The 23,498-nt window shown below is 63.2% G+C and carries 22 protein-coding genes; 7 read left to right on the forward strand and 15 right to left on the reverse strand.

Annotated features, from left to right (window positions below; all coding sequences use genetic code 11):
- The first annotated feature begins 459 nt into the window (after positions 1-459).
- Both FJ958_RS24940 and FJ958_RS24945 read left to right on the forward strand, forming a co-directional pair.
- The gene (locus tag FJ958_RS24940; protein ID WP_348642220.1) at positions 460-1,104 is read left to right on the forward strand and encodes a HupE/UreJ family protein; all 645 of its coding nucleotides are present in this window, start codon (positions 460-462) and stop codon (positions 1,102-1,104) included.
- Positions 1,105-1,180: 76 nt separating this feature from the next.
- A complete protein-coding gene (locus FJ958_RS24945; protein WP_140746549.1) occupies positions 1,181-1,882 on the forward strand; it encodes a hypothetical protein in 702 nt (233 codons plus the stop codon).
- 42 nt (positions 1,883-1,924) lie between these two features.
- On the opposite strand, the gene FJ958_RS24950 is transcribed toward FJ958_RS24945, so the two are convergent.
- From FJ958_RS24950 to FJ958_RS24980, 7 genes are all read right to left on the reverse strand, one after another.
- A complete protein-coding gene (locus tag FJ958_RS24950; RefSeq protein WP_210243472.1) occupies positions 1,925-2,728 on the reverse strand; it encodes a metal ABC transporter permease in 804 nt (267 codons plus the stop codon).
- Positions 2,712-3,506 (reverse strand): ABC transporter ATP-binding protein, encoded by a 795-nt coding sequence (locus FJ958_RS24955; RefSeq protein ID WP_140746552.1) that lies wholly within the window; start codon positions 3,504-3,506, stop codon positions 2,712-2,714. The genes FJ958_RS24950 and FJ958_RS24955 overlap by 17 nt, the downstream gene beginning before the upstream one ends.
- Complete coding sequence (locus FJ958_RS24960; RefSeq protein WP_140746554.1) at positions 3,503-4,384, reverse strand: zinc ABC transporter substrate-binding protein; 882 nt, start codon at positions 4,382-4,384, stop codon at positions 3,503-3,505. Before FJ958_RS24960 ends, FJ958_RS24955 begins: the two co-directional genes overlap by 4 nt.
- Before the next feature lie 600 nt (positions 4,385-4,984).
- Positions 4,985-6,547 carry a glutamine-hydrolyzing GMP synthase gene (guaA, locus tag FJ958_RS24965; RefSeq protein WP_140746556.1) on the reverse strand — a complete coding sequence of 521 codons (1,563 nt, stop codon included), beginning with the start codon at positions 6,545-6,547 and terminating at the stop codon, positions 4,985-4,987.
- 54 nt (positions 6,548-6,601) lie between these two features.
- Positions 6,602-7,267 carry a 5'-methylthioadenosine/S-adenosylhomocysteine nucleosidase gene (locus tag FJ958_RS24970; protein WP_140746559.1) on the reverse strand — a complete coding sequence of 222 codons (666 nt, stop codon included), beginning with the start codon at positions 7,265-7,267 and terminating at the stop codon, positions 6,602-6,604.
- Between the two features lie 4 nt (positions 7,268-7,271).
- Positions 7,272-7,730, reverse strand: a complete 459-nt coding sequence (locus FJ958_RS24975) for a PaaI family thioesterase (RefSeq protein ID WP_140746562.1) — start codon at positions 7,728-7,730, stop codon at positions 7,272-7,274.
- A 141-nt stretch (positions 7,731-7,871) separates the two neighbouring features.
- Positions 7,872-9,161: an RsmB/NOP family class I SAM-dependent RNA methyltransferase gene (locus FJ958_RS24980; protein WP_140746565.1), complete on the reverse strand. Its 1,290-nt coding sequence runs from the start codon at positions 9,159-9,161 to the stop codon at positions 7,872-7,874.
- 324 nt (positions 9,162-9,485) lie between these two features.
- Between FJ958_RS24980 and FJ958_RS24985 the strand changes: the two genes are divergently transcribed.
- On the forward strand, positions 9,486-10,163 hold the full coding sequence (locus FJ958_RS24985) for an MIP family channel protein (RefSeq protein WP_140746568.1): 678 nt from the start codon (positions 9,486-9,488) through the stop codon (positions 10,161-10,163).
- Between the two features lie 73 nt (positions 10,164-10,236).
- On the opposite strand, the gene katG is transcribed toward FJ958_RS24985, so the two are convergent.
- Positions 10,237-12,438 (reverse strand): catalase/peroxidase HPI, encoded by a 2,202-nt coding sequence (gene katG / locus FJ958_RS24990; RefSeq protein ID WP_140746571.1) that lies wholly within the window; start codon positions 12,436-12,438, stop codon positions 10,237-10,239.
- Positions 12,439-12,566: 128 nt separating this feature from the next.
- Between katG and FJ958_RS24995 the strand changes: the two genes are divergently transcribed.
- Positions 12,567-13,475 carry a hydrogen peroxide-inducible genes activator gene (locus FJ958_RS24995; protein ID WP_140746574.1) on the forward strand — a complete coding sequence of 303 codons (909 nt, stop codon included), beginning with the start codon at positions 12,567-12,569 and terminating at the stop codon, positions 13,473-13,475.
- 19 nt (positions 13,476-13,494) lie between these two features.
- On the opposite strand, the gene FJ958_RS25000 is transcribed toward FJ958_RS24995, so the two are convergent.
- The 4 genes from FJ958_RS25000 to FJ958_RS25015 form a co-directional block, all read right to left on the reverse strand.
- Positions 13,495-14,301, reverse strand: a complete 807-nt coding sequence (locus tag FJ958_RS25000; RefSeq protein WP_140746577.1) for an amino acid ABC transporter ATP-binding protein — start codon at positions 14,299-14,301, stop codon at positions 13,495-13,497.
- Positions 14,298-15,239 (reverse strand): amino acid ABC transporter permease, encoded by a 942-nt coding sequence (locus FJ958_RS25005; protein WP_140746580.1) that lies wholly within the window; start codon positions 15,237-15,239, stop codon positions 14,298-14,300. Before FJ958_RS25005 ends, FJ958_RS25000 begins: the two co-directional genes overlap by 4 nt.
- Positions 15,240-15,295: 56 nt before the next feature.
- On the reverse strand, positions 15,296-16,153 hold the full coding sequence (locus FJ958_RS25010) for an ABC transporter substrate-binding protein (RefSeq protein WP_140746583.1): 858 nt from the start codon (positions 16,151-16,153) through the stop codon (positions 15,296-15,298).
- A 102-nt stretch (positions 16,154-16,255) separates the two neighbouring features.
- On the reverse strand, positions 16,256-17,269 hold the full coding sequence (locus tag FJ958_RS25015) for a 2OG-Fe(II) oxygenase family protein (RefSeq protein WP_140746586.1): 1,014 nt from the start codon (positions 17,267-17,269) through the stop codon (positions 16,256-16,258).
- Positions 17,270-17,372: 103 nt separating this feature from the next.
- Here FJ958_RS25015 and FJ958_RS25020 point away from each other — a divergent pair, with 103 nt between their 5' ends.
- From FJ958_RS25020 to FJ958_RS25030, 3 genes are all read left to right on the forward strand, one after another.
- A complete protein-coding gene (locus tag FJ958_RS25020) occupies positions 17,373-18,317 on the forward strand; it encodes a nucleoside hydrolase (protein ID WP_140746589.1) in 945 nt (314 codons plus the stop codon).
- Between the two features lie 165 nt (positions 18,318-18,482).
- On the forward strand, positions 18,483-19,157 hold the full coding sequence (locus tag FJ958_RS25025; RefSeq protein WP_140746592.1) for a TetR/AcrR family transcriptional regulator: 675 nt from the start codon (positions 18,483-18,485) through the stop codon (positions 19,155-19,157).
- Between the two features lie 185 nt (positions 19,158-19,342).
- Positions 19,343-19,573: a hypothetical protein gene (locus FJ958_RS25030; RefSeq protein ID WP_140746595.1), complete on the forward strand. Its 231-nt coding sequence runs from the start codon at positions 19,343-19,345 to the stop codon at positions 19,571-19,573.
- A gap of 25 nt (positions 19,574-19,598) precedes the next feature.
- On the opposite strand, the gene FJ958_RS25035 is transcribed toward FJ958_RS25030, so the two are convergent.
- From FJ958_RS25035 to FJ958_RS25045, 3 genes are all read right to left on the reverse strand, one after another.
- Complete coding sequence (locus FJ958_RS25035; protein WP_140746596.1) at positions 19,599-21,371, reverse strand: AMP-binding protein; 1,773 nt, start codon at positions 21,369-21,371, stop codon at positions 19,599-19,601.
- 159 nt (positions 21,372-21,530) lie between these two features.
- Positions 21,531-22,232: an ATP phosphoribosyltransferase gene (hisG, locus tag FJ958_RS25040; protein ID WP_140746599.1), complete on the reverse strand. Its 702-nt coding sequence runs from the start codon at positions 22,230-22,232 to the stop codon at positions 21,531-21,533.
- On the reverse strand, positions 22,229-23,350 hold the full coding sequence (locus FJ958_RS25045) for an ATP phosphoribosyltransferase regulatory subunit (protein WP_140746602.1): 1,122 nt from the start codon (positions 23,348-23,350) through the stop codon (positions 22,229-22,231). Before FJ958_RS25045 ends, hisG begins: the two co-directional genes overlap by 4 nt.
- Between the last annotated feature and the right edge of the window lie 148 nt (positions 23,351-23,498).

A 23,498-nucleotide genomic window follows, 5' to 3' on the forward strand; every position in this document is an offset into this window, starting at 1 on the left:
ATAGTATAACGTATCAAGCAGAAAGATGTGGGACTTGGGCGGATGCATCCATGCTTCACCGCGTATGACCCGGCGGTGGCCGCCGGTGCCGCTGGCAAGCCTCTAGAGATCGACGATACCTGGCGCCGGTCGAGGCCAAGGAAGTCGAGAAACTAATCATTCAAGAGCCTTACAGAAACCGATCGAATGACTTAGAAATCCGACAAATGGTCGGCTGTCCCAGCGAGAGGCGCGTGAACCAAACGCTATTTGTCGAGCTTATGTGGGACCAGACGGTCGGATCGACTGCTATTGGACAAAGGGCGATGTACTGGCGAAGTGATGAGGGCAGTTCCCGATATCTGCGTGATCGAATTGAAACTCGCCGATAATTCCAACCGACCCACTACCCATAAAAGTCCTATTTTGATGGCTCCATCAACGGCAATTGGCATTTTGGCAATCGTGGCAGGTCCGTGAGTGGCGCAGTTTCCTGAAGAAAAAGCGAGCCTGCCGTCCGGCAGACACGAAATCCGGCTTGGCTACTATTCTTACCGTCTCGTGGCGGCTGCGACCGCTTTGACGGCCGGGTCCACAACGGCGCAAGCGCATATCATTCAGTCAGGGACAGGTGGATTTGGCAGCGGCTTTGAACATCCGCTGACCGGGCCCGACCATTTCCTGGCGATGTTTGCTGTGGGACTATGGGGCGCCCAGATCGGCGGACGTTCGATCTGGACGCTGCCGGTTGCGTTCCCGCTGATCATGGTCATGGGCGGGATCGCCGGGATTGCAGGAGTCGCGCTGCCCGGTGTCGAGATTGGTATCGCTCTCTCGATCATGGCCTTGGGGCTTGCCATTGCATGTGCTTGGCGGCCGGCGGAATGGGTCGCGTTGCTTATGATTGCGGTGTTTGCAATCTGCCATGGATACGCCCATGGGGCGGAACTGCCGAATGCAGCCGACCCTGCCGACTATGCCATTGGGTTTGTCATCGCCACCGGCTTGATCCACCTGCTGGGCATCGGAGTCGGACTTCTGCTGGGCAAGGCATTCGGCGGGCGGTTGTCCCAGGCCTTGGGCGGATTGATCGCGGCGGGAGGCGTCTATTTCCTTGCCGTCTGAAGCAACTCCCGGGCGCTCGGCCGGGCGATTCCTGCATCGATGGTCGGGCCCGGTTCTGGCTCTCGCCGGGATCGCCATGATCGCCGCGCTCGCAGCGTCTTCCGAAAGGACACAGACATCATGGTGGATCCTCAACAGCGCCCTTTCGCCCGAACGCATCCTGCCCTTGGTCGGACTGGGCGTTGCAACCGCTTTGGTAGGCGTGAGGCTTAGAGTTTTCACACTCGCGACCTTCTTGCTGGGCGAAGTGGTCGGGGCATTGGTTTACGATCGATATCTTGCCCTTATGGCCGGCGTGCCGGGCGCGACGACTCACGCTTTCCTCACTGCGCCGTTTTCGATGCTGATAATTGGCATCGCCCTTATCGTTTCCGGCCGTTTCAGAGGCTGGACAATCGCTGTGGCGGCGGCGCCGATCGGCGCTTTTTTTGCCGTCGTCATAAAGCTCACCGACCCTACCGTGAACGACCCTCGAATCCCGCTGTTTGGAACGATCATTGCCCTCTGGGTCATTGTCGCAATCGGCCTGACCGGGCGGATTTTCCGGCCTGCATGGTACACGATCGGCGCACGCATCCTGGGCAGTTGGCTGGTCGCGATCGGACTTCTGCTCGGAGGCGCGGCCATCGCCACCAAGCCTCCAGCAGCCATACCCCGAACATCGGAGGCTCCATCCAATGGGTCGAGCCCTGGCAAATACCGCTACGAGCCTCCTGCTCCGCAATTCACCCGGCCGCGCGATCCCTTGAAGCAAGACACGCATAAGTCGATACCGTGAACGGCACGGCAGGCCTGAAGAAACGCGTGGCACCTCAGCCAGTCAATGCGCCGCCTTCAAACGCTGGATGAGGCCGGCGGCCAGATAGGCGGCTGCTCCGAGCGACGTGATCCAGAAGCTCGTCGGCCAATCGGTCAGGAAAGCAAGCCATAGGCTGGTCCAGGCGATGACGACCGCTAGCGCGATCGAAATAAGGATGCCTCTCAGCACGCCGCGCGCCAGGCGCAGCGTTGTTGCCGCCGGGGCGACCATCAGCGCGAAGACGAGCAGCACGCCGACGATCTGGGTGGCCTCGGCGGTCGTCACCGCGACAATGATCATGAACATGGTCGAGACGAAATCGAGGTTCACCCCCTTCGCCTCCGCCAGTTCGGGCTGCAGGCTGGCGAAGAGCAGGGGCCGGGAAATGAAGATCAACGCCGCCAGGATCACCACGGACAGAACGGCAAGGATGATCACTGTCCGGTAACTTATGCCGAGCACGTTTCCAAACAGCACATTCGTCGCCTGTGACGCGAAGGCGGTGTAGAAATGCAGGAACAGCAAGCCGAGACCGAGCGAAACCGTCAGCACGATGCCGATCGCGACGTCGCGATGCGCTCTTTCCCCCAGAAGCCCGATGCCGATACCGGCCAGAACGGTGAAGACGGTCAACCCGAAGAATGGCGACAGGCCGAGCAAGCCTGCGCCTGTCGCGCCGGGAAATCCGACATGGGCCAGCGCATGTCCGGCGAAGGTCTGGCCGCGCAGCACGAGGAAATATCCGACCGCCCCGGTCACGATGGCGACGACCGTGCAAGCCGCGAAGGCGTTGCGCATGAATTCGTAGTCAAACATCGTGAACATGCGCAGCGCCTTCCAACTCGATGTCGTCCGCCATGACGAAGATGCGCCCGGCTACCCGCACCACGTTGATATGCGTGCCATAAAGCTTGGACAGGACCGGACCGTTGATGACCTCATCGACGCTGCCGATCGCGGCACTGGCGTTGCCGAGATAGAGCACGGCATCAACGGCGCGCAGCAAGGGATTGATCTCGTGCGAGCAGAAAATCACGGCGATACCCAGCCGTTCGCCGACCTCGTGGACGAGTTCGATGATGGTGCGCTGATGGGCGGCATCGAGACTGATCAGCGGCTCGTCGAGCAGGAGAAGCTTGGGGTCGCAGATCAAGGACTGGGCGATGAGGATACGTTGCCGCTCGCCCCCCGACAGTTCCGCGAATGGCCTCCGGGCGATATCGGCCGCGCCTACCTCTTCAAGCGCCTTCCATGCCATGTCTTTCTCGAGCGCCGACGCCGCCGGCCAGCGCCAGCGATGACCGCCCGCCGCGGTGACGACGAGATCGAAGCCGCTGATGCCGGCATGGGTCACGATGCGGCGCGCCTGCGGCATGTAGCCTATAACGGGATTGCCGCGTGTCGGTGGCCGGCCAAGAACGGAAATCGCTCCACTGGCCGGGCGGATAAGTCCGAGGATCGCGCGCAGCATGGTCGTCTTGCCAGCGCCATTGGCGCCGAGGAGCCCTACGAATGCGCCTTGCGGAATGGAAAAGGAGACGTCGGAAAGCACCCGGCGTCCCCCATAGGTCAATGTAACCCTGTCGAAGGCGATGACGTTCATTGCGTGCGCGCGGCAAGGGCTTTCTGCACGTCGCCGATCTGGCCACCGAACCACGACTGGATCGTCTGGCCGGCGGGCTCCGTCTCAGTGACGCCTATGACGGTGACCTTGTTCTGCTTGGCGATGTCGAGAAGGCGCGTCGTCGCTTCGTCCGTCACCTGCGAATTGTAGAACAGGATCTTGGCCGATCCGTCCTTCAGGCTGTTCTCGAACGCCGCCACCTGTGTCGCGCTCGGCTCCGTGTCGTTCATGACCGCCACCTGGAAGTCGTAGTTCAACATCTTGAGGCCGAGGGCTTCAGCCATGTAGCCGAATACCGGCTCCGTAGCGGTTACCGCGGTCCCGCCATAGGCCGCCTTGACGTCATTTATCTGCTTGTTGATTGCATCCAGCGACGACTGAAACTTCGCCAGATTGGCCTGATAATCCGCCGCGTTGGCAGGATCGAGCTTCGAAAGATCGGCGGCGAGTTCCTTGGCGATCGCCGGCAGCGTCACCGGATTGTACCACAGATGCGGGTTATCGCCCGACTTCTTGCCGATCAGATCCGCGGCCACGATGGTCGTGCGCTGCGTGCCGGTCGAGGCCGAAAGAAGCTTGTCCATCCAGGGGTCATAGTCCGCACCGTTGTAGATGATGATCTTGGCGTCGGCGACAGTACGCGCCGTCGACGGGCTGGTTTCGAACAGATGCGGGTCGTCGTTTGGGTTGGCAAGGATGCTGGTCACGGAAACGTGGCTGCCGCCGATCTGGCGGGCGAGATCGCCATAGAAATTCTCGGCCGCGACAATGTTCACCTTGTCTTCGGCGTGAGCGCCACCGCCTGCCAGCAGCGTCGCCACGAACAGCAGCGCCGCCGCGAATGGAAAGGAACGCATGTCTTTCTCCTCTTGCAGTTCGAGAGGCCGGACCGGTCCCGCCCCGCGTCATCGATACGTAACGGTATAACATTGTGTTGATATTATGGCCGACCTGCCTGGCTGCGCCCATGCCGCACAGATGTCATCCGAAATCCATCCGGTTCAATAGGTCGTCTCCTGGTCGGGCCACATCCGCCTCACTCATCGGTGCTCGCCATAGAAACTTTGCATCCTCGAATCGCTGACGGTCTCGTGGCGGCCGCACGGCCCGTAATCCAAGCGAAACGAAATCGCTCCGCCCGACAGTTTGAGGGCGGCGCTGCCAACATCCCAACCTCGTTCCTCAAAGTACCGTCAGTACTAGCTGGGCGGGCTGTGGCAGGAAAATTGTTTTATTTTCAATGCCTTATAGAAAAAATACCGTCACGAGCCTCATGGTCGATGACGGTACTTGGGAAAGTTCGTGGTAGCAATATGCGGAAGGTCCGTCAGGCAGGCCGTCAAGACCAAATTCTACGTGCCGATAGTCCCCGAATGTCCTAGAGATGATTTACTTTTATTTTCAATGCCTTGCATTGTAGAACGACGTGCATTCGGCGGCGTTTGAGCAGGCCTGAATCATTCCCACTCAATCGTGCCGGGCGGTTTCGACGTGACGTCGTAGACGACGCGGTTGATGCCGCGGACCTCGTTGATGATGCGCGTGGCGGCAGCGCCCAGGAAGCCCATGTCGTAGTGGTAGAAATCGGCCGTCATGCCGTCGACCGAGGTGACGGCGCGCAGGGCGCAGACGAATTCGTAGGTGCGCCCGTCGCCCATCACGCCAACGGTCTGCACCGGCAGCAGCACGGCGAAGGCCTGCCAGATGGCGTCGTAGAGGCCGGCCTTGCGTATCTCGTCGAGGTAGATCGCGTCGGCCTCGCGCAGGATCTCCAGCTTCTCGCGCGTGATGCCGCCCGGGCAGCGGATGGCGAGGCCTGGGCCGGGAAACGGATGGCGGCCGATGAAGCTTTCGGGCAGGCCGAGTTCCTTGCCCAGCGCCCTCACCTCGTCCTTGAAAAGTTCGCGCAGCGGCTCGACCAGCTGCATGTTCATGCGCTCGGGCAGGCCGCCGACATTGTGGTGCGACTTGATGGTCACCGACGGGCCGCCGGTGAAGGAGACGCTTTCGATGACGTCGGGATAGAGTGTGCCCTGCGCCAGGAAATCGGCGCCGCCCAGTTTCTGCGCCTCTTCCTCGAACACTTCGATGAACAGCCGGCCGATGGTCTTGCGCTTCTTCTCCGGATCGGCTTCGCCTTCCAGCGCCGAGATGAACTTGTCCGAGGCATCGACCAGGATCAGCGGCAGATTGTAATGTTGGCGGAACATCGCCACCACGCCGGCGGCCTCGTCCTTGCGCATCAGGCCGTGGTCGACGAGGATGCAGGTGAGCTGGTCGCCGACCGCCTCGTGGATCAGCAGCGCGGCGACCGAGGAGTCCACGCCGCCCGACAGCGCGCAGATGACCTTGCCCTTGCCGACCTGCTTGCGGATCGCCTCGACCGCGTGCTCACGATAGGCGCGCATCGTCCAGTCGCCCTCGATGCCGGCGATGTTGTGGACGAAGTTCCTGAGCAGCCTCGCGCCGTCGGGCGTGTGCACCACTTCAGGGTGGAACATGATGCCGTACATCCTGCGCTCGGCATCGCCGAAGATGGCGAAGGGCGAGCTTTCCGACTTGCCGAAGACCTCGAAGCCCGGCGGCAGCGCGATGACGCGGTCGCCATGGCTCATCCAGACCTGATGGCGCTGGCCGGTGGCCCACAGGCCCTCGAACAGCGGACTGTCCTTTTCGATCTCGACGAAGGCGCGGCCGAATTCACGATGGTTGGAGCTTTCGGCGACACCGCCCATCTGCACGCACATCGCCATCTGGCCATAGCATATGCCGAGCACCGGCACGCCGGCGTCGAAGACGATCTGCGGCGCGCGCGGGCTGCCGATATCGCTGGTCGACGCAGGACCGCCTGACAGGATCACCGCTTTTGGATTGATGCGCTTGAACGCCGCCTCGGCCGATTGGAACGGCACGATCTCGGAAAACACCCCCGCTTCGCGGATGCGGCGGGCAATGAGCTGCGTAAACTGGCTGCCGAAATCGACAATCAGGACGGTGTCGGGATGATTGGCTGTTGTCATGGCGAGCGTTTAGAGAAAGAAACGAGTCTGCGCAATGGGTTGCGTAGCTGACGTTCAGAGCGGTCTCGGCTCGTCACGGGGTGAATCCGTCCGCAGCGTGCCCGACCCGATCGCCTGTTCGAGGCGCGTGACGGCGTCGGCCAGCTTCTCGTCGATGACATGGAGGTATTCGGTCCAGTCACCAACGTGCCTGAGATCAGCCGCGCCGTCGGAAATGCCGCGCAACCCGATCAAAGGCACATCGAACAACTGGCAGGCGCGCAGGCAGGCGAAGGTTTCCATGTCGACCATGTCGGCCGCGATCGTGTCGTAGGCCGCGCCGGTGATGATCGCCCCACCGGTCGACAGCGTGGCCTCCTTTATCTCCGGGATGCGGAACGGCAGCGGCACGGTCACCGGCAGGTCGAGAAACGGCGTCGCGCCTTTCTCGAAGCCAAGCGGCGACGCATCGATGTCGCGATAACTGACGGAGACGGCCTGGTAGATCTCGGTCTGCTCAAGCGTCCTGCTTCCGGCGGAACCGAGCGACACGACGAGATCAGGCAAGGCTTTCTGCGACTTCAGCCAAGACAGTTCCGCGCCGAGCCGGACGCCGGCTTCGACCGGGCCGACACCCGTCATCAGCGGGGTGAACAGCCGCTGCAGATGCGGCCCATATTCGGCCTGCGCCGCCATGACGAAAAGGACATCCCTGCCACCGATCCGCACAATTTTGTCCATCGGATCACCCTGCAATCCCATCACGGCCAACCATCGTCATCATCGTCCCCGTCATGGTGGCGATCAGCTTGGCCTCGCCGTCGGCGGCGAAGGCATAGGCCTGGCCATCGGCAACGATGATGGTGCGGCCGGGCTTGGTCACCGTGCCACGGAACAGGAAACGCTCGCCCCTGCCCGGCGCCAAAAGGTTGACCTTGAATTCGATGGTCAGCACACCTGAATTCTCCGGCATCAGGGAGAATGCCGCATAGCCGCAGGCCGAGTCCAGCGCGGTCGAAATGACACCCGCATGCAGGAATCCATGTTGCTGGGTCAACGCCACCGAATAAGGCATCTCGATCTCGATGATACCGGGCGTCACAAGCGTCAGTTCGGCACCGATGGTCTCCATCGCCTGCTGGCGCGCGAAGGACGCCCTGACGCGATCCTCATAGTCTGGAGCCGGTACGATCTTTGCCGCCATCACGATTTGCCTTCAGGTTTGCCGGGAAAGCTTATCGCAGAGGCACGGGCAGCAGGCAATGCTTTTGCTGCAGTGCAGCATTCGGCCCGGTCTTGGCAGAGAAATCGAATCTCCTGTGATATGGGGGCGCCCCTTTGCGGTTCAACTGGTCCTGCGCATGGCACAGAAGTAGAATCCGTCAGTGCCGCTCAGCGCCGGCGACAGTGAAACATCCCCGCCGGCGCCGATCCGCGCGGCCGCCTCATGGCCTGGAAAACAGCTGTTCCAGAGCGCGCGGTGATCGACCGGAGCAAAGCCGCTGTTGCGCTCGCGGAATGCCGCGACCTGTTGGCCATTCTCCTCGTCGAATACCGAGCAGGTGATGTAGACCAGCAGGCCGCCGGGTTTGACATAGGCGCGTGCCGCGTCGAGGATCGCCGATTGCTCACCCTTGCGGGCGTCGAGCTGTCTTTGCGTCAGCCGCCATTTGGCATCGGGACGGCGCCGCCAGGTGCCGCTGCCGGTACAGGGCGCGTCGACCAGCACAATGTCCATATGCTTGGCGAGCGGAGCGAGTTCGGCCGGCTTGGTGACGACCTGCACATTGCGGTTTTCCGAGCGGCGGATGCGGTCGAAGATCGGCGCCAGCCGCGCCTTCTCGGCGTCATGGGCAAAGATCTGGCCCCGATTTTCCATCGCGGCCGACAGCGCCAGCGTCTTGCCGCCAGCGCCGGCACAGAAGTCAAGCACCTGCATGCCGGCCGTCGCGCCGGCAAGCGCTGCGGCAATTTGCGACCCCTCGTCCTGGACCTCGAACCAGCCTTTCTGGAAGGCCGGCTCGGCCTGCACGTTAGGGTGCCTGCCGTCGCCGTCGATGGGCGGGATTCGGATGCCCTGTGGCGCGATCCGTGCGGCGCTGGCCCCGGTCTGCGCCAGCTCGGCCAGCACTTTGGCGCGGTCGGCCTGCAGCGTATTGACCCGGATGTCGAGCGGCGGGCGGGTGGCAAGCGCGGCGCCCTCCTCGACCCATGTCCCGCCGAAGGCCCGTTCGAAAAGCGGTTCGCACCAATCGGGTATGTCGGCGCGAACCGCGGGCGGCGCGTCGGCAAGCCTGCGTCGTGCGATTGCCTGGAGTTCCGTGGCGCTGAGCAGCGGCGGCGCGAACTTGTCGCCTTCGAGCGCGGTGTTGAGTGATTGCGCCGTCTGGCCCCATTCGAGCAGCAACGCCCCGAAGCCGATGGCACGCGGCGTGTCTTCGCCGAGCAGCCAGCCGGCGGAGCGTTTGTGGCGCAGCGCGTCGTAGACGATGTTGCCGATCGCGGCGCGATCCCCGCCGCCAGCGAAACGGTGTGAGAGCCCCCAATCCTTCAGCGCATCGGCCACCGGCCGGTGACGCCGGCCAATGTCCTCCAGCACTTCGATGGCCGCAGCCAGCCGTCCGCCCAGTCGCATTCGTTATTCCATCAAATCGAGCACATTCATCTCTCGGCCTGCTCTTAGAGCCTTTCACGTCCGGATTGAACCCCGCTCCGACTCGCGACGAGACAGCAGCCGGACCGTGGCCTGCCAAATCTGTCCGATCAATAAATCATCCGGGTCGGCACCAGCAGAGCGACCAGTAGATGAAAGATCTCTAATGTTCGTAACTGGGTGAGCGCAAGCACCGTACATGGCGCAACAGCTCTGCTTTCCAAGTTTTTCGGTTGGGAATACTCTTCCAACCATGATTCGCGGCGCGGAAAACGCGGACCGGCGGATCGTCACGAGGAGAGGGCAATGAAGACTTATCTGGCGGAAGTTCTAGGCACATTTCTGTTGGTATTCATCGGCACGGCGTCGGTGGTTACGGGCGGCTTCGGCGGCGCGCTGCCTCTTGGTCAGGAAGGCATTGGCCTGGCATTCGGCATCGGTCTCATCGCGGCGGCCTATGCGATCGGTCCGATTTCGGGCGCGCATCTCAATCCGGCGGTGACGCTCGGTGTCTTCCTTGCCGGCCGGCTGCCGGTCAAGGACGTCATTCCCTACTGGATCGCGCAGATCATCGGCGCCATCCTGGCTTCGCTGGCGTTGTGGATCATCGTTTCCGGCCAAGCCGGCGGCCACACAGGCGGCTTCGGTGCCAATGGGTGGGATGAGGCGAAATGGGGCATGAGCTCGGCATTCCTGTGGGAGCTGATCGGCACCTTCACCTTCGTTACCGTGATCCTCGGCGTTACCGCTGAAAAGCACTCGACGGCATTTGCCGGATTGGTCATCGGCCTGACGCTGGCGGGCATTCACTTCGCCATGATCCCGGTCACCGGGACCTCGGTCAATCCAGCCCGCTCCATCGGCCCGGCGCTGTTCTCGGGCGGTGCAGCGATCAGCCAGCTCTGGCTGTTCATCGTCGCGCCGCTGATCGGCGGCGCCGTCGCCGGCCTCGTGGCCAAGGCGCGTGTCTTCGAAAAGGATTGATCTCGAAGACCTGAATGAAGAAAAGGCGCGGACCGTGGCCCGCGCCTTTTTGTTGCGTGAATATCTGCCTGGATCAGCGCGCGATGTCGAAGCGGTCGGCGTTCATCACCTTGGTCCATGCCGCGACGAAATCCCGGACGAATTTCTGCGCGGCGTCCGCTGATCCATAGACCTCTGCCAGCGCACGCAGTTGCGCATGCGAACCGAAGATCAGGTCGGCACGGGTGCCGGTCCATTTGACCGCCTTGGTCTTGCGGTCACGACCCTCATACACTTCTTCCGAGCCTGGGACGGAGCCGGCAGCCGGATCCCAGACCGTGTTCATGCTGAGCAGATTGACGAAGAAGTCGTTGGTCAGCGTGCCCGGCCTGTCGGTGAACACGCCGTGCTTCGACTTGCCCGTGTTGGCGCCGAGCACCCGCAGACCGCCGACGAGCACCGTCAATTCCGGCGCCGTCAGCGCCAGCAACTGTGCCCGGTCAACCAGCATCGCTTCAATCGACATGGGCTGCTTGCCCCTGACATAGTTGCGGAAGCCATCGACCTTCGGCTCGAGCGCGGCGAAGGAGTGCACGTCCGTCTGCTCCTGCGAGGCGTCCATGCGGCCGGGCGTGAACGGCACCTTCACCTCATGGCCGCCGTCCTTGGCGGCTTTTTCGACCGCGGCGACGCCGCCAAGCACGATCAGGTCGGCGAGCGAGACCTTCTTGCCGCCGGCGTTGAACTCCTTCTGGATGCCCTCGAGCTTGGCAAGCACCTTCGCCAGTTCAGCCGGCTGGTTGACGTCCCAGTCCTTCTGCGGCGCCAGGCGGATGCGGGCGCCGTTGGCGCCGCCGCGCTTGTCGGAATTGCGGAACGTGGAGGCCGAGGCCCAGGCGGTCGAGACCAACTCGGAAACCGACAGACCCGATGCGAGGATCTTCGCCTTCAGCGACGCAATGTCCTGCTCGCCGACCAGTTCATGATCGATCGCCGGAATCGGATCCTGCCAGATCAGTTCTTCCTTCGGCACCAACGGGCCGAGATAGCGCGCGACCGGACCCATGTCGCGATGGGTCAGCTTGAACCAGGCGCGGGCGAAGGCATCGGCGAACTGGTCCGGATGCTCGTGGAAACGCCGCGAGATCTTCTCATAGGCCGGGTCGAGGCGCAGCGCGAGGTCGGTGGTCAGCATCGCCGGCGCATGACGCTTGGAGGGATTATGCGCATCCGGCACCGTGCCGGCGCCGGCGCCGCCCTTCGGCGTCCACTGATGGGCACCGGCCGGGCTCTTCGTCAGTTCCCATTCGTAGTTGAAGAGGTTGTCGAAAAAGCTGTTGCTCCATTTGGTCGGCGTCGTGGTCCAGGTGACCTCGAGACCCGAAGTGATGGCGTCGCCGGCAATGCCGGTGGCATACTTGCTCGACCAGCCGAGGCCCTGCGCCTCGATGCCGGCGCCTTCCGGCTCTGCTCCCACCAGCGAGGCGTCGCCGGCACCATGGGTCTTGCCGAAGGTATGGCCACCGGCGATCAGCGCTACGGTTTCCTCGTCGTTCATCGCCATGCGGGCGAAGGTTTCCCTGATGTCGCGCGCCGCGGCCAGCGGATCGGGCTTGCCGTTCGGGCCTTCCGGATTGACGTAGATCAGGCCCATCTGGACGGCACCGAGATGGCCCTGAAGCTCGCGGTCGCCGGAGTAACGCTCGTCACCGAGCCACTTGGTCTCCGAACCCCAGTCCACATCCTGTTCGGGCTCCCACACGTCGGCGCGCCCACCGGCAAAACCGAAAGTCTTGAAGCCCATCGATTCCAGCGCGACATTGCCGGTGAGGATCAACAGGTCAGCCCAGGAGATCTTGCGGCCATATTTCTGTTTGACCGGCCACAGCAGGCGGCGGGCCTTGTCGAGATTGGCGTTGTCCGGCCAGCTGTTGAGCGGCGCGAAACGCTGCTGGCCAGCTCCGGCGCCACCACGGCCGTCACCGATGCGATAGGTGCCTGCGCTGTGCCAGGCCATGCGGATGAACAAAGGGCCGTAATGGCCAAAGTCGGCCGGCCACCAATCCTGCGAATCCGTCATGACGTGGCGGAGATCCTTGATCACCGCATCGAGATCGAGGCTCTTGAATTCCTTTGCATAGTCGAAGTCCTCACCCATCGGATCCGACAGGTTGGACTGCTGATGAAGAACGGCAAGATCGAGTTGGTTCGGCCACCAGTCACGGTTGGTCCTGCCGGCGGATCCATGCGCCACTGGGCATTTGCCAGCGCTGTTGTCGTCGGTTTTCGCGTCCATCTTATTCTCCAATTTTTGCCGAGGTTTCCCAGGCGGCCGAGGCACACCATTCTGGAATGATTCCAGACTAGGCCGCATTCGCGATAAAAACAAATTGCCTTTCCTGTTCATTTCAATAGGATTTTCTTATGATAGGCTTGACCGTCCGGCAGATGCATTATTTCGACGCGTTGGCGCAGACGCTGCATTTCGGACGCGCGGCGAAACTCGCCGGCGTCAGCCAGCCGGCGCTCTCCTCGCAGATCGCGGAAATGGAGCAGCGCCTGAACTGCCGGCTGTTCGAACGCGGCGGCAGGTCGGTCCGCATGACCGACGAAGCGATTGCGCTCTTGCCGCGCATCGAGCGCATCCTGGCCGACATACGTGACGTCGAGACGACAGCGCGGCACGGCCGCACGGCCATGGAGGGGCGCTTCCGGCTGGGCATCATCCCAACCGTCGCGCCCTATCTTCTGCCGCGCGCACTTCCCGAACTGAAGAAGCATTTCCCGGCCTTGCTGCTCGAACTGCGCGAGGCGGTCACCACCTCCCTGGTCGAGGACATCGCCTCGCGAAAGCTCGATGCCTTCATCGCGGCACTTCCTCTCGATCACCCGGGCCTGATCACAGAGGCGCTGTTCTCCGACCGGTTCTTTCTCGCCGTGCCGTCAGGCGATCCGGCCTTTGCGTCGCCACCGGTTCCGCCCGAAAGCCCGGCACTGGAAAGGCTGATGCTGCTGGAGGAAGGGCATTGCCTACGCGAACAGGCGCTGGCGGTCTGCGGCAATGTGCGGCCGGTGGCGATGGCAAGCTACGGCGCCACCAGCCTGACCACGCTCCTGCAGATGGTGGCGCACGGGCTCGGCGTCACGCTCATTCCCGAAATGGCGGCTGGACCGGCCGGCGCCATCCCCGACCTCAAGATCGTGCCGTTCCAGGAGCCGATGCCGCAACGGATGATCTGCCTTGCCTGGCGGCGCAACAATGCCCGCCACGGCGAATGCTTGGAACTCGCCAAGATCATCCGAAGCCTCGGCGCGGCGGTGCTTGCAGCCTGAGGAGCGGTCGGATCGGCCCTCACAAAACCCGGGACAGGAACTCGCGGGTGCGCGGCGATCGCGGGTTGGCGATCATCTCGCGCGGCGCGCCACGTTCGACGATCACACCACCGTCCATGAAGACGAGCTGATCGCCGATCTCGCGGGCGAAGCCGATCTCGTGGGTGACAACGACCATCGTCATGCCGCTTTCGGCGAGATCACGCATCACCTGCAGCACCTCGCCGACCAGTTCCGGATCGAGCGCCGATGTCGGCTCGTCGAAGAGCAGCACCTTCGGCTTCATGGCCATGGCGCGGGCGATCGCCACGCGCTGCTGCTGGCCGCCGGAAAGCTCGCGCGGGTAGCGGTCGATCTTGTCGGCAAGGCCGACGCGCCGCAGCAGGACCTCCGCTTCGGCCTTGGCCTGATCGGCGGGAATGCGCCGCACCTGCGTCGGCGCCTCGATCAGGTTCTCCATCACCGTCATGTGCGAGAACAGGTTGAACGACTGGAACAGCATGCCGATCTCGGCACGGCGCTGGCACAGGAGATCGTCCTTGACCTCATAGAGCCTGTCGCCCTGGAGGTCGTAGCCAACGAACTGGCTGTCCACCAAAAGAATGCCGGCGCTGAGCTTCTCCAGATGGTTGATGCAGCGCAGGAACGTGCTCTTGCCGGATCCCGACGGCCCGATGATGCAGGCCACCGATCCCTCGGAGACATCGAGGTCGACGCCCTTGAGGACCTCGAGCGGGCCATAGGACTTGCGCACGCCGCGCGCGAACACCATGGAGTTGGCCGGCACGCCGAAGCGGGCACGATTTTCGGACTTCACATCACTCATCGGGCAACGCCGCGCAGGCTGATGGCGTTGCGCAGGGCACGCATCGTCAGGGGATCTCGTCGGGTGTCGCTGCGGCCGAAATGGCGCTCCAGGAAATGCTGTCCCACCGACATGATGCTGACCACCGCGAGATACCAGAAGGCGACCACGATCAGCAGCGGGATCGTCTCGAAGGTGCGCGCATAGATGCTTTGCGCGGTGTAGAACAGATCGTCGACGGCGATGAACGTCACCAGCGAGGTCATCTTCAGGAGATTGATCGCCTCATTGCCGGTCGGCGGCAGCACGAAGCGCATCGCCTGGGGCAGCGTGATGCGCTTCAGGATCATGCGGTAAGGCATGCCGAGCGCGCTCGCGGCCTCCGACTGGCCGGATGGCACCGATTTGATGCCGGCACGGATGATCTCGGCCATGTAGCCGGCCTCGCAAAGCGAAAGCGCGACGACGGCGGAAAGGAACGGCGTCATGAAATCATTGGTGCGCACGGAGAAAAGCGTGCCCAGGAAAGGCAGGCTGAGCGAAATCTCGCGCACCAGCAGCGACAGATTGAACCAGAAGATCAGCTGGATCAGGGCCGGGACACCCCGGAAGAACCAGACATAGACGCCCGCGAAGCCACGCAGCACCGGACTAGGCGACACCCGCATGATGGCGATGACGGTGCCGACCACGATGCCCAGCACCATGATGATGACGGTCAGCATCAGCGTGTTGCCGAGACCGCGCATGATCGAGGGATGGAACAGGTAGCCGGCCGCCGTGTCCCAGGCGAAGGCGGGATTGCTGGCGAAGGCGCGGATGATCAGGAAGGCCAGCAGCAGGGCGAACGCCGTGCCGACCCAGATGCCGTAGCGGCGCTGCGGCACGACGGTCAATCGCGACACGGCAGCGGCAGCGCCCGGCTCGACGCCGATCTCGGTCTGGTGGGCCACGCCCATCAACAGTCTCCTGGTTGCTGGCCGGCGCCTGATCAAGGATCAGGCGCCGGGTAATTTCATTCGGCGCGGAGCGCGTCCATGGACCCGACGAAGTAAGGTTCCTTGATAGCGTAGGCGCCCATGCCGTACTTCTTGAGGATAGCCTTGTAGGTGCCGTTCTTGAACAGCTCGGCAAGTGCTGCCACCATCATGTCGGCGGTCTCCTTGTCGTCCTTGGCGATCGCCATGCCGAGGGGCGCAACCTCGTAAAGCGTCGGCAGCACCACCAGTTGCCCCTTGCTGGTCACCTCGAAATAGCTCGACGCGGTCGCATCGTCCATACGAGCGTCGACGCGATCGGACAGTACGGCCTGGACGATGTCGGTCGAGGAGTTGAAGACGGACTTCTCGATGGCCGGCCGGCCCTTGTCGGTGCACTCCTTGCCAAGCTTGTCGACGAGGAAATCCGAGGCGCTGCCGGCCGAGACGCCGATGCGCTTGCCGCAGAGCGGAGTGTCGCCGCTGAAGCTCGCCTTCTTCTCGGGCGACGTCGAGACAGCCAGCCCAGCCTTCAGGAACATGACGAAATCGACCTGCTTCAACCGCTCGGGCGTGGCCGAGAACGTCTCCCAGGCGATCTTGAAGCGGCCGGCGGCAAGCCCGGGTATCATGGAAGGAAACGGCGTGCGCTGCACGTCGAGCTTGGCATCGACGAGCTTGGCCACCTCGCCGGCCAGTTCGATGATGATGCCGGTCTGCTTGCCGTCGGCATCGAGATATTCGAAGGGCGCGAAGTCCAGCGTGTTGGCGACGGCGAGCGTTCCGCTCTGCTTGACGTCTGTGGATTTCGGTACCTCGGCGGCCCGGGAAACCCCACCCCAGACGGTCGCGGAGATCGCCAGCGCAAGGCCGGTCATTCGCAGATATGCATTCATTGCTGTTCCCCTTTCTTTTGCTTGTTTGCAGTCTTCATCAGGCAAAACCACGCAAAGTCCGGGCCGGTCTCCGTTCGGAACCGGCCCGGGCTCGGCATTCGCCTACGCGTTGGCCACTTCCGCCGCCTTCTTCTTGCGGTAATGGTAATTCTTGTCGATGCGCTCCATCAGGTAGTCACCGTAGAGCACCGGCTCGTATTTCGGCTGCGTGCCGGCCGGCACGCAGACCGGCAGCGCCTCGATCGTCTCGTCCATGGATGGGTCAAAGAAGAAGGGCTGCGAATAGCGCTCGCGTCCCGAGCGGTTGATGACGCGGTGCGGCGTCGAGACGAACTGGTCGTTCGACCAGCGCGCCAGAATGTCGCCGACATTCATGACGAACGAATCCGGGACCGGAGGTGCTGGAACCCAGTCGCCGGCCTTGTTCTTGACCTCGAGGCCGCCGACATCGTCCTGCGCAAGCAAGGTGATGAAGCCGTAGTCGGTGTGCGGCGCCGAACCGAAGAGCCCTTCTTCCTGGGGCTGCGTCGGATAATGCAGCAGCCGCAGGAAGGTCGTCGGCTGCTCGAAATAGCGGTCGAGGCTGTCGGAGGGCAGCCCGAGCGAGAGCGCGATGGCGCGGACCATCTTGCGGGCAAGCGTGCCCATCTCATCGACATAGCGCTCGATCGTCTGCCTGAAGCCCGCAACGGCGGCCTCCTCCGGCCACTGGTTGGGGCCTTGCAGCGGCTTTTCGGCCAGGGCCCTGGGGTCTTCGGCGCCGACCTCGTGCATGAAGAAGATCGACTCGCTCTGATTGGGCTTGCTGACGGTCGCCACCGACGAGGTCACGATGGTCGAGCCGGCAAAGGGCAGGTAGCCGCGGAAATTCTTGTCGATCTTCAGCTTCGCCTTTTCGTCCTCGGGCAAGGCAAAGAAGCGCTTGCTGGCTTCGCGGACGGCTTCGACGTCGGCGCGCGGAATGGGGTGGCCGGTGACATAGAGGAAGCCGATCGTCTCGAGATAGCGGCGCAGCGTCGCCGCCGTGGCCCGGATCGCGCCCTCGTCGTCGCCATAGAGCGCGGAGACGTCGAGGATTGGAATTTCGGAAAAATCGCCGCGCTCTTGTGCATCCATTTTGGAACACCCTGTCTTGAACATAAGATACAGTACTGTATTTCTACACATCCGAGCGGCCTCATCAATAGGCTTTCGATCGCAAAAGGAAGGACGCGGCATCATGGCACCACGCAAGATCATCATCGACACCGATCCGGGCCAGGACGACGCGTTCGCGATCCTCTTCGCGCTGGGATCCCCGTCCGAGCTCGAGGTGGTCGGCGTCACCACGGTCGGCGGCAACGTGCCGCTTGCCCTGACGTCGAAGAACGCGCTGAAGGTGGTCGAGCTTGCCGGGCGGGCGGATGTGCCGGTCTATGCCGGATGCCCGGCGCCGATGGTGCGCAAGCTGATCACGGCCGAATATGTGCATGGCGAAACCGGCCTCGACGGTGCAGACCTGCCCGAACCGGTGACGCCGCTCAAGAGCGAACACGCCGTCAACTACATGGTGCGCACGATCATGGACGCGCCGGAGGGCGAGCTGACCGTCTGCACGCTCGGACCGATGACCAACCTCGCCATGGCCATGACCATGGAGCCGAGGATCGTGCCCCGCCTGCGCGAAGTCGTGCTGATGGGCGGCGGCTTCTTCCAGGGCGGTAACGCCACCCCTGCGGCCGAGTTCAACATCTTCGTCGACCCGCATGCGGCGCACAAGGTGTTCGACAGCGGCGCGCCCGTGACCATGGCGGGCATAGACTGCACCTACACCGCGCTGATGACGCCTGAATGGCTGGAGCGCCTGCGCGCAACCGGCAGCCGCGCCGCGATCGAGGCCGCGAACCTCGCGGACTTCTACCGCCAGTATGGCACGCACAAATTCGAAACGCCGGCGCGCCCCATCCACGATGCCTGCGTCACCGGCTATCTGCTGGCGCCACAGATCTATGAGCAGCGCCAGTGCGCGGTGACTGTCGACATCGTTTCGCCGGAGACGATCGGCATGACCGTGGTCGACTGGTGGCACGTGACCGGCCGGCGCAAAAACTGCAACGTCCTGCGGCGCATCGATCCGGCGCCGTTCTTCGAACTCCTGCTGGAGCGGATCAGCACACTACCCTAAGCTAAGAGCCTTGTTTCCGTGCAATTCCGGACGGAAAACCGTTACACACTTTTCCTGGAATTGCTCTGGCCTTCCGCGATAGATGGACTCCTGGAGAATCGCGGAGCGCATCGAAGCCGGCGAACGGTTGGAGGCGTCGCGCATGGCGATGAAGGTCTTGACCACATGAAAGCGGACAGCGCCCCGGCAAAAGGCAAGAAACCGTCCAAGGCCGCCCCGGGTCAGAAGGTGGCGCGGCAGACGCTCAGCCGCGAGGCGTGGATCGCTGCAGCGCGCAAGGTGTTGGAGAAGCGCGGCATCGCAGAGGTCAAGATTGATCGCCTTGCGCACCAGTTCAAGGTGACGCGCGGCTCCTTCTACTTCCACTTCGCCAGTCTGGCCGATCTTCGCGACGGCCTGCTGCAGGAGTGGCGCGATATCAATTGCGCGCCCTTCTGGGCCATGCGCGACATGCACGACATCGATGGCCTGCAGTTCTTCACCGACATCGTGCATGTCTGGGTGGATGAAGCGCCGTTCAGCCCATTGCTGGATCTGGCGGTGCGCGACTGGTCGCGAACGTCGAAGAAGCTGACGCAGGAAGTCAAGGACATGGACAACCTGCGCATCGAGCTCCTGATCCGTTCCTTCCGCGCCATGGGCTATCCCCCGGACGAAAGCCTGGTCAGGGCCCGCATCACCTACTTCCACCAGATCGGCCAGTACGCGCTGTCCTTCAAGGAAGACCCGGCGGTGCGCAGGAGCTACCAGCCATTGTTCGGAGAAGTGCTGCTCGGGCCGCTGGTGCAGGAGCCTGGGACAGCGCCACGGCCGTCGGAGATGAAGGGCGGACGGCGGTAGAAGGCGGCCTTCGGTTAAGGCACGACCAAAGACGACCTTCGTGAGGCGACAACGGCGGGGCGGCTTTGTGCCTCATCGATGGATTGCGCCGACCACCGGGACGCTGTGGACTGATGGCCTCATCGGTATCGGCTAAGCCGCGGATCTGTGCTAGGCAGCGGCCCAACCGATCAAAGGACGACACCGTGAACGAATTGACCGTGGCCGATGCGACCGAGAATATCTATGCTTCACTGCGAGCGGACAATGCCGACATCGACGCACATATCGCGACGCTCAAGGCAGCGCTGACACGAGAGGGCATAAAGCAGGCAGTCTTCGATCCGACCAGGTTGGTGCAGAACAACCGCTCGGGCCGCAAGTTGATGCAGGCTTATTTTCGGCAGCGCGGAGTGAGCGTGAAGTTTTCTGACTAGGTAGGGATCATCTGAAGATTGCACCTCAGGCCGTCTTCTGCGTCACCAGCCCCAGTTCCTCTACCATCGCCTGGCGCATCAGGAATTTTTGCGGCTTGCCGGTCACCGTCATCGGCAATTCGGTGCGGAAGCGGATGTGGCGTGGCACCTTATAGTGGGCGATCTGGCCGGCGCAGAAGGCCTTGATCTCCTGGTCGGTGGCGATCTGGCCAGGTTTCAACACGATCCAGGCACATAGCTCCTCGCCATATTTGGCGTCGGGAATGCCGAACACCTGCACTTCCCGCACCTTGGGATGGCGGTAGAGGAATTCCTCGACCTCGCGCGGATAGACGTTCTCGCCGCCGCGTATGACCATGTCCTTGACCCGGCCGACGATGTTGCAATAGCCCTCCGCGTCTATTGTTGCGAGGTCGCCGGTGTGCATCCAGCCGTCGCTATCGATCGCCTCGCGGGTCTTTGCCTCGTCGTCCCAATAGCCCTTCATCACCGAATAGCCGCGCGTGCACAGTTCACCCGGCGCGCCGACCGCAACGGTGGCGCCGTCGGCATCGACCGCCTTGACCTCGACATGGGGGTGGACGCGCCCGACGGTGGAGACACGCTTTTCCAGGGGATCGTCCACGCCGCTCTGGAACGAGACCGGGCTGGTCTCGGTCATGCCATAGGCGATGGTCACCTCCGACATATGCATCAGCGACACCACCTTCTTCATCACTTCGATCGGACATGGCGAACCGGCCATGATGCCGGTGCGCAGGCTGGTAAGATCGAATGTGTCGAAATCCGCGTGGTCGAGCATGCCGACGAACATGGTCGGCACGCCATAGAGGCCGGTGCAGCGCTCCTGCGAAATGGCATTCAGCGTCAGGCCGGGATCGAAGCCCTCGCTCGGGAAAACCATGGTCGCGCCCTTGGAGACACAGCCCATCGTGCCCATCGACATGCCGAAGCAATGATAGAGCGGCACCGGGATGCAGAGCCGGTCATCGACGCTGAGCTTGATCGCCGAGGTGACGAAGTTGCCATTGTTGACGATGTTCGAATGGGTGAGCGTCGCGCCCTTGGGTGCGCCCGTCGTGCCTGAGGTGAACTGGATGTTGATCGCCTCGTTCGGCTTCAGCCCCTCGGAGATGCGGTCGAGGCTGTCGTGCTCATCGCGCCCGGCCATGGCCAGCACGTCGCCGAAATTGAACATGCCTGGCGAATTGTCCTCGCCCATGCGGATGACGATCTTCAGTGACGGTAGTTTCGTTGCCTCGAGTTTGCCAGGCGTGGCCGTTGCGATCTCCGGCGCCAGCGTCTCGATCATGCCGAGATAGTCCGACGTCTTGAAGCTGGCGGCGGTGACGAGCGCCTTGCAGCCGACCTTGTTGAGCGCATATTCGAGCTCGATCAGGCGGTAGGCCGGGTTGATGTTGACCAGGATCAGGCCGATGCGGGCGGTGGCGAATTGCGTCACCAGCCATTCCCAGCGGTTGGGCGACCAGATGCCGACACGATCGCCCTTTTCCAGGCCCAGCGCCAGGAAGCCGGCGGCCAGCGCATCCACCGTGTCCGACAGTTCGCTCCAGGTGAAGCGCTTGTCCTGGCCGATAAAGACGGCGGCATCGAGCGTGCCATATTTGCTGACGGTATCGGAGAAAAGCGCTGGAATGGTCTTGTCGAGCAGCGGTACCTTGCGCTCGCCCGAGACATGCGCCTTGCCGTCGACGGGTGCGATAAAGACGCTGCCGGCGCGCGCACCGCGTCCGCGGAGATTGGTGGCGTTCTTCAGTTCGTCGAGATTGACCGGCATCGCTGTCTCCTCCAGCACAGCGCCGAGCCTATCAGCCTACCGGGACAGTGGAAACTGGGTATTCCCTCCCCCTTTGAGGCGGGTGGGGCTGTCTCACGTCGAGCACTGCCGCAAGGACCCCACCCGTCCATCCGCCTTCGGCGGCTGTCCACCCTCCCCTCAAGAGGGAGGGAGAGCGCTCATCTTCGTGACGATGTCGCGCAAGATGGCTTCATCGCCTGTGGAACGAGCTTTCTTTGATGCGACCAGGCAGGCTTGCGACTTCAAGACCACGCCGTCGCTCAACACCTTGAGATGATTGGCACGCAGCGTCGAGCCTGTGGTGGTGATGTCGACGACGACATCGGCAAGCCCGGCGGCCGGCGTGCCTTCAGTGGCGCCGAGGCTCTCGACGATGCGATAGACCTGGATGCCGTGTTTCTGCGAGAAAAATTGCTGCGTCAGCCGCCAGTATTTGGTGGCGATCCTCAGGCGTCGGCCATGGCGCTGGCGGAAATCGGCGGCGACGTCGTCGAGGTCGGCCATGGTGTCGACATCGAGCCAGATTTCGGGCACCGCCACCACGACATCGGCATGGCCGAAGCCGAGGCGGGCCACGATCTCGGCGCGGACCTCCCAATCGCCGAGATTTTCCCGCACAAGGTCCTCGCCGGTGATGCCGAGATCGACCGCGCCCTGGCCGATCTCGCCCGCTATCTCGGAAGCCGACAGGAAGGCGACCTCGACATTGTCCAGGCCCTCGACGCGGGCGTGATATTTGCGTTCGTCGCCGGGCAGGCTGATGGCAAGGCCAGCCTTGGCCAGCACCTCCAGCGCCTGCTCTTTCAGCCGGCCCTTCGACGGGATCGCCAGCGTGATCATCGTGCCGTCTCCCGCAACGCTTCGATGCGGTCGAGCCAGACGGAAAAGCCGACACCGGGGATCGCGGTCCTGGCGCCGAGCAGCGTCAGCAGCCGGTCGTAACGGCCGCCACCGGCCAGGGGACGCTCGCCATCGTGCGCGGCAATCTCGAAGACGACACCGGTGTAGTAGTCCAGCGGACGGCCGAAGGCGGCGTCGTAGCGGATTTTTCCCGCAGGCAAACCATGCGCCTCGATCGCCCTGGCGCGGGCGGCAAACTTTTCAAGCGCTGCGCCCAGCGAAAGCCCGGCGCCGTCGGCGAAGGTGTCCAGCGCCTGCGCAGCCCCATCGAGCGGCACGTCGATCGCCAGAAAGCCCTTCAGCGCCGCGAAGGCTTCGTTCGACAGCCGCACGCTGCGCAATTCGGCCTTTTCGATCAATCGCCGGGCAATGTCGGACGGCGAACGGCCGGCCGATGCCGAGAGCCCGGCTTCCTCCATGCCACCGGCAATGTGCGCCGAAAGGGCTTCGAGATCACCGTCGAGGACAAGTGCCGCGACCGGGCCGGAAAGCTGGCCGTTGCGCGGCGGATTGGCAAGATCGGCAAGGGCTGCCTGCAGCATCGGCGCCGAACCGAAGGCGCGGGCCAAGCGCATGCGCCAGCCGCGCGGCAGCCCGAGGGCGGCGAGCACCGCCTCGAAAATGCCCTGGTCACCCAGCGTGACCGTGAGGGATTGGCCGGGCAGCACCAGCGTGAGCAGCGCGTGCGCGTCGGCCACGGAGCGGGCATCGGCTGCAGCTGTGTCGCGGTCGCCGAGATCTTCGATGCCGGCTTGGAAGAACTCGTTGCCGCCTTCGCGGCGCTGGCGAAACACTTCGCCCAGATAGGAATAACGGCGCGGCGTTCCGGCCTGGGAGCGGATATGGTCGAGGCAGACCGGGATCGTGAATTCCGGCCGCAGGCACATCGTCTGGCCGGTCTCGCTTTCGGTGAGGAAGATGCGGCGGCGCAAGTCCTCGCCGGCCATGTCGAGGAACGGATCGGCCGGCTGCAACACAGCTACCTCGACCGGATGGGTGTCGCGGGCGGCGAAGAGGCTGGTGATGTCGGTTGAAATGGCGGGGTAGCGGGAGGTCATGGAGTGCGCCCTCGCATCGCACGACCCTCTGGTTTGAGATCAGTGGGTCGACCGAAGGTCGGCGCTCCACGGCGCCCCCCTCTGTCCTGCCGGACATCTCCCCCACTAGGGGGGAGATTGGACGTCATCTCTACCTTTGCTAATCGCC

Source organism: Mesorhizobium sp. B2-3-5, assembly GCF_006442395.1.
Lineage (GTDB): Bacteria > Pseudomonadota > Alphaproteobacteria > Rhizobiales > Rhizobiaceae > Mesorhizobium.

Excerpts from the sequence above, each read along its gene's own strand:
- FJ958_RS24945 (WP_140746549.1), top strand. The coding sequence starts at position 1,181 with ATGATCGCCGCGCTCGCAGCGTCTTCCGAAAGGACACAGACATCATGG.
- FJ958_RS24950 (WP_210243472.1), bottom strand. The coding sequence starts at position 2,728 with ATGTTCACGATGTTTGACTACGAATTCATGCGCAACGCCTTCGCGGCT.
- FJ958_RS24955 (WP_140746552.1), bottom strand. The coding sequence starts at position 3,506 with ATGAACGTCATCGCCTTCGACAGGGTTACATTGACCTATGGGGGACGC.
- FJ958_RS24960 (WP_140746554.1), bottom strand. The coding sequence starts at position 4,384 with ATGCGTTCCTTTCCATTCGCGGCGGCGCTGCTGTTCGTGGCGACGCTG.
- guaA (WP_140746556.1), bottom strand. The coding sequence starts at position 6,547 with ATGACAACAGCCAATCATCCCGACACCGTCCTGATTGTCGATTTCGGC.
- FJ958_RS24970 (WP_140746559.1), bottom strand. The coding sequence starts at position 7,267 with ATGGACAAAATTGTGCGGATCGGTGGCAGGGATGTCCTTTTCGTCATG.
- FJ958_RS24975 (WP_140746562.1), bottom strand. The coding sequence starts at position 7,730 with ATGGCGGCAAAGATCGTACCGGCTCCAGACTATGAGGATCGCGTCAGG.
- FJ958_RS24980 (WP_140746565.1), bottom strand. The coding sequence starts at position 9,161 with ATGCGACTGGGCGGACGGCTGGCTGCGGCCATCGAAGTGCTGGAGGAC.
- FJ958_RS24985 (WP_140746568.1), top strand. The coding sequence starts at position 9,486 with ATGAAGACTTATCTGGCGGAAGTTCTAGGCACATTTCTGTTGGTATTC.
- katG (WP_140746571.1), bottom strand. The coding sequence starts at position 12,438 with ATGGACGCGAAAACCGACGACAACAGCGCTGGCAAATGCCCAGTGGCG.
- FJ958_RS24995 (WP_140746574.1), top strand. The coding sequence starts at position 12,567 with ATGATAGGCTTGACCGTCCGGCAGATGCATTATTTCGACGCGTTGGCG.
- FJ958_RS25000 (WP_140746577.1), bottom strand. The coding sequence starts at position 14,301 with ATGAGTGATGTGAAGTCCGAAAATCGTGCCCGCTTCGGCGTGCCGGCC.
- FJ958_RS25005 (WP_140746580.1), bottom strand. The coding sequence starts at position 15,239 with ATGGGCGTGGCCCACCAGACCGAGATCGGCGTCGAGCCGGGCGCTGCC.
- FJ958_RS25010 (WP_140746583.1), bottom strand. The coding sequence starts at position 16,153 with ATGAATGCATATCTGCGAATGACCGGCCTTGCGCTGGCGATCTCCGCG.
- FJ958_RS25015 (WP_140746586.1), bottom strand. The coding sequence starts at position 17,269 with ATGGATGCACAAGAGCGCGGCGATTTTTCCGAAATTCCAATCCTCGAC.
- FJ958_RS25020 (WP_140746589.1), top strand. The coding sequence starts at position 17,373 with ATGGCACCACGCAAGATCATCATCGACACCGATCCGGGCCAGGACGAC.
- FJ958_RS25025 (WP_140746592.1), top strand. The coding sequence starts at position 18,483 with ATGAAAGCGGACAGCGCCCCGGCAAAAGGCAAGAAACCGTCCAAGGCC.
- FJ958_RS25035 (WP_140746596.1), bottom strand. The coding sequence starts at position 21,371 with ATGCCGGTCAATCTCGACGAACTGAAGAACGCCACCAATCTCCGCGGA.
- hisG (WP_140746599.1), bottom strand. The coding sequence starts at position 22,232 with ATGATCACGCTGGCGATCCCGTCGAAGGGCCGGCTGAAAGAGCAGGCG.
- FJ958_RS25045 (WP_140746602.1), bottom strand. The coding sequence starts at position 23,350 with ATGACCTCCCGCTACCCCGCCATTTCAACCGACATCACCAGCCTCTTC.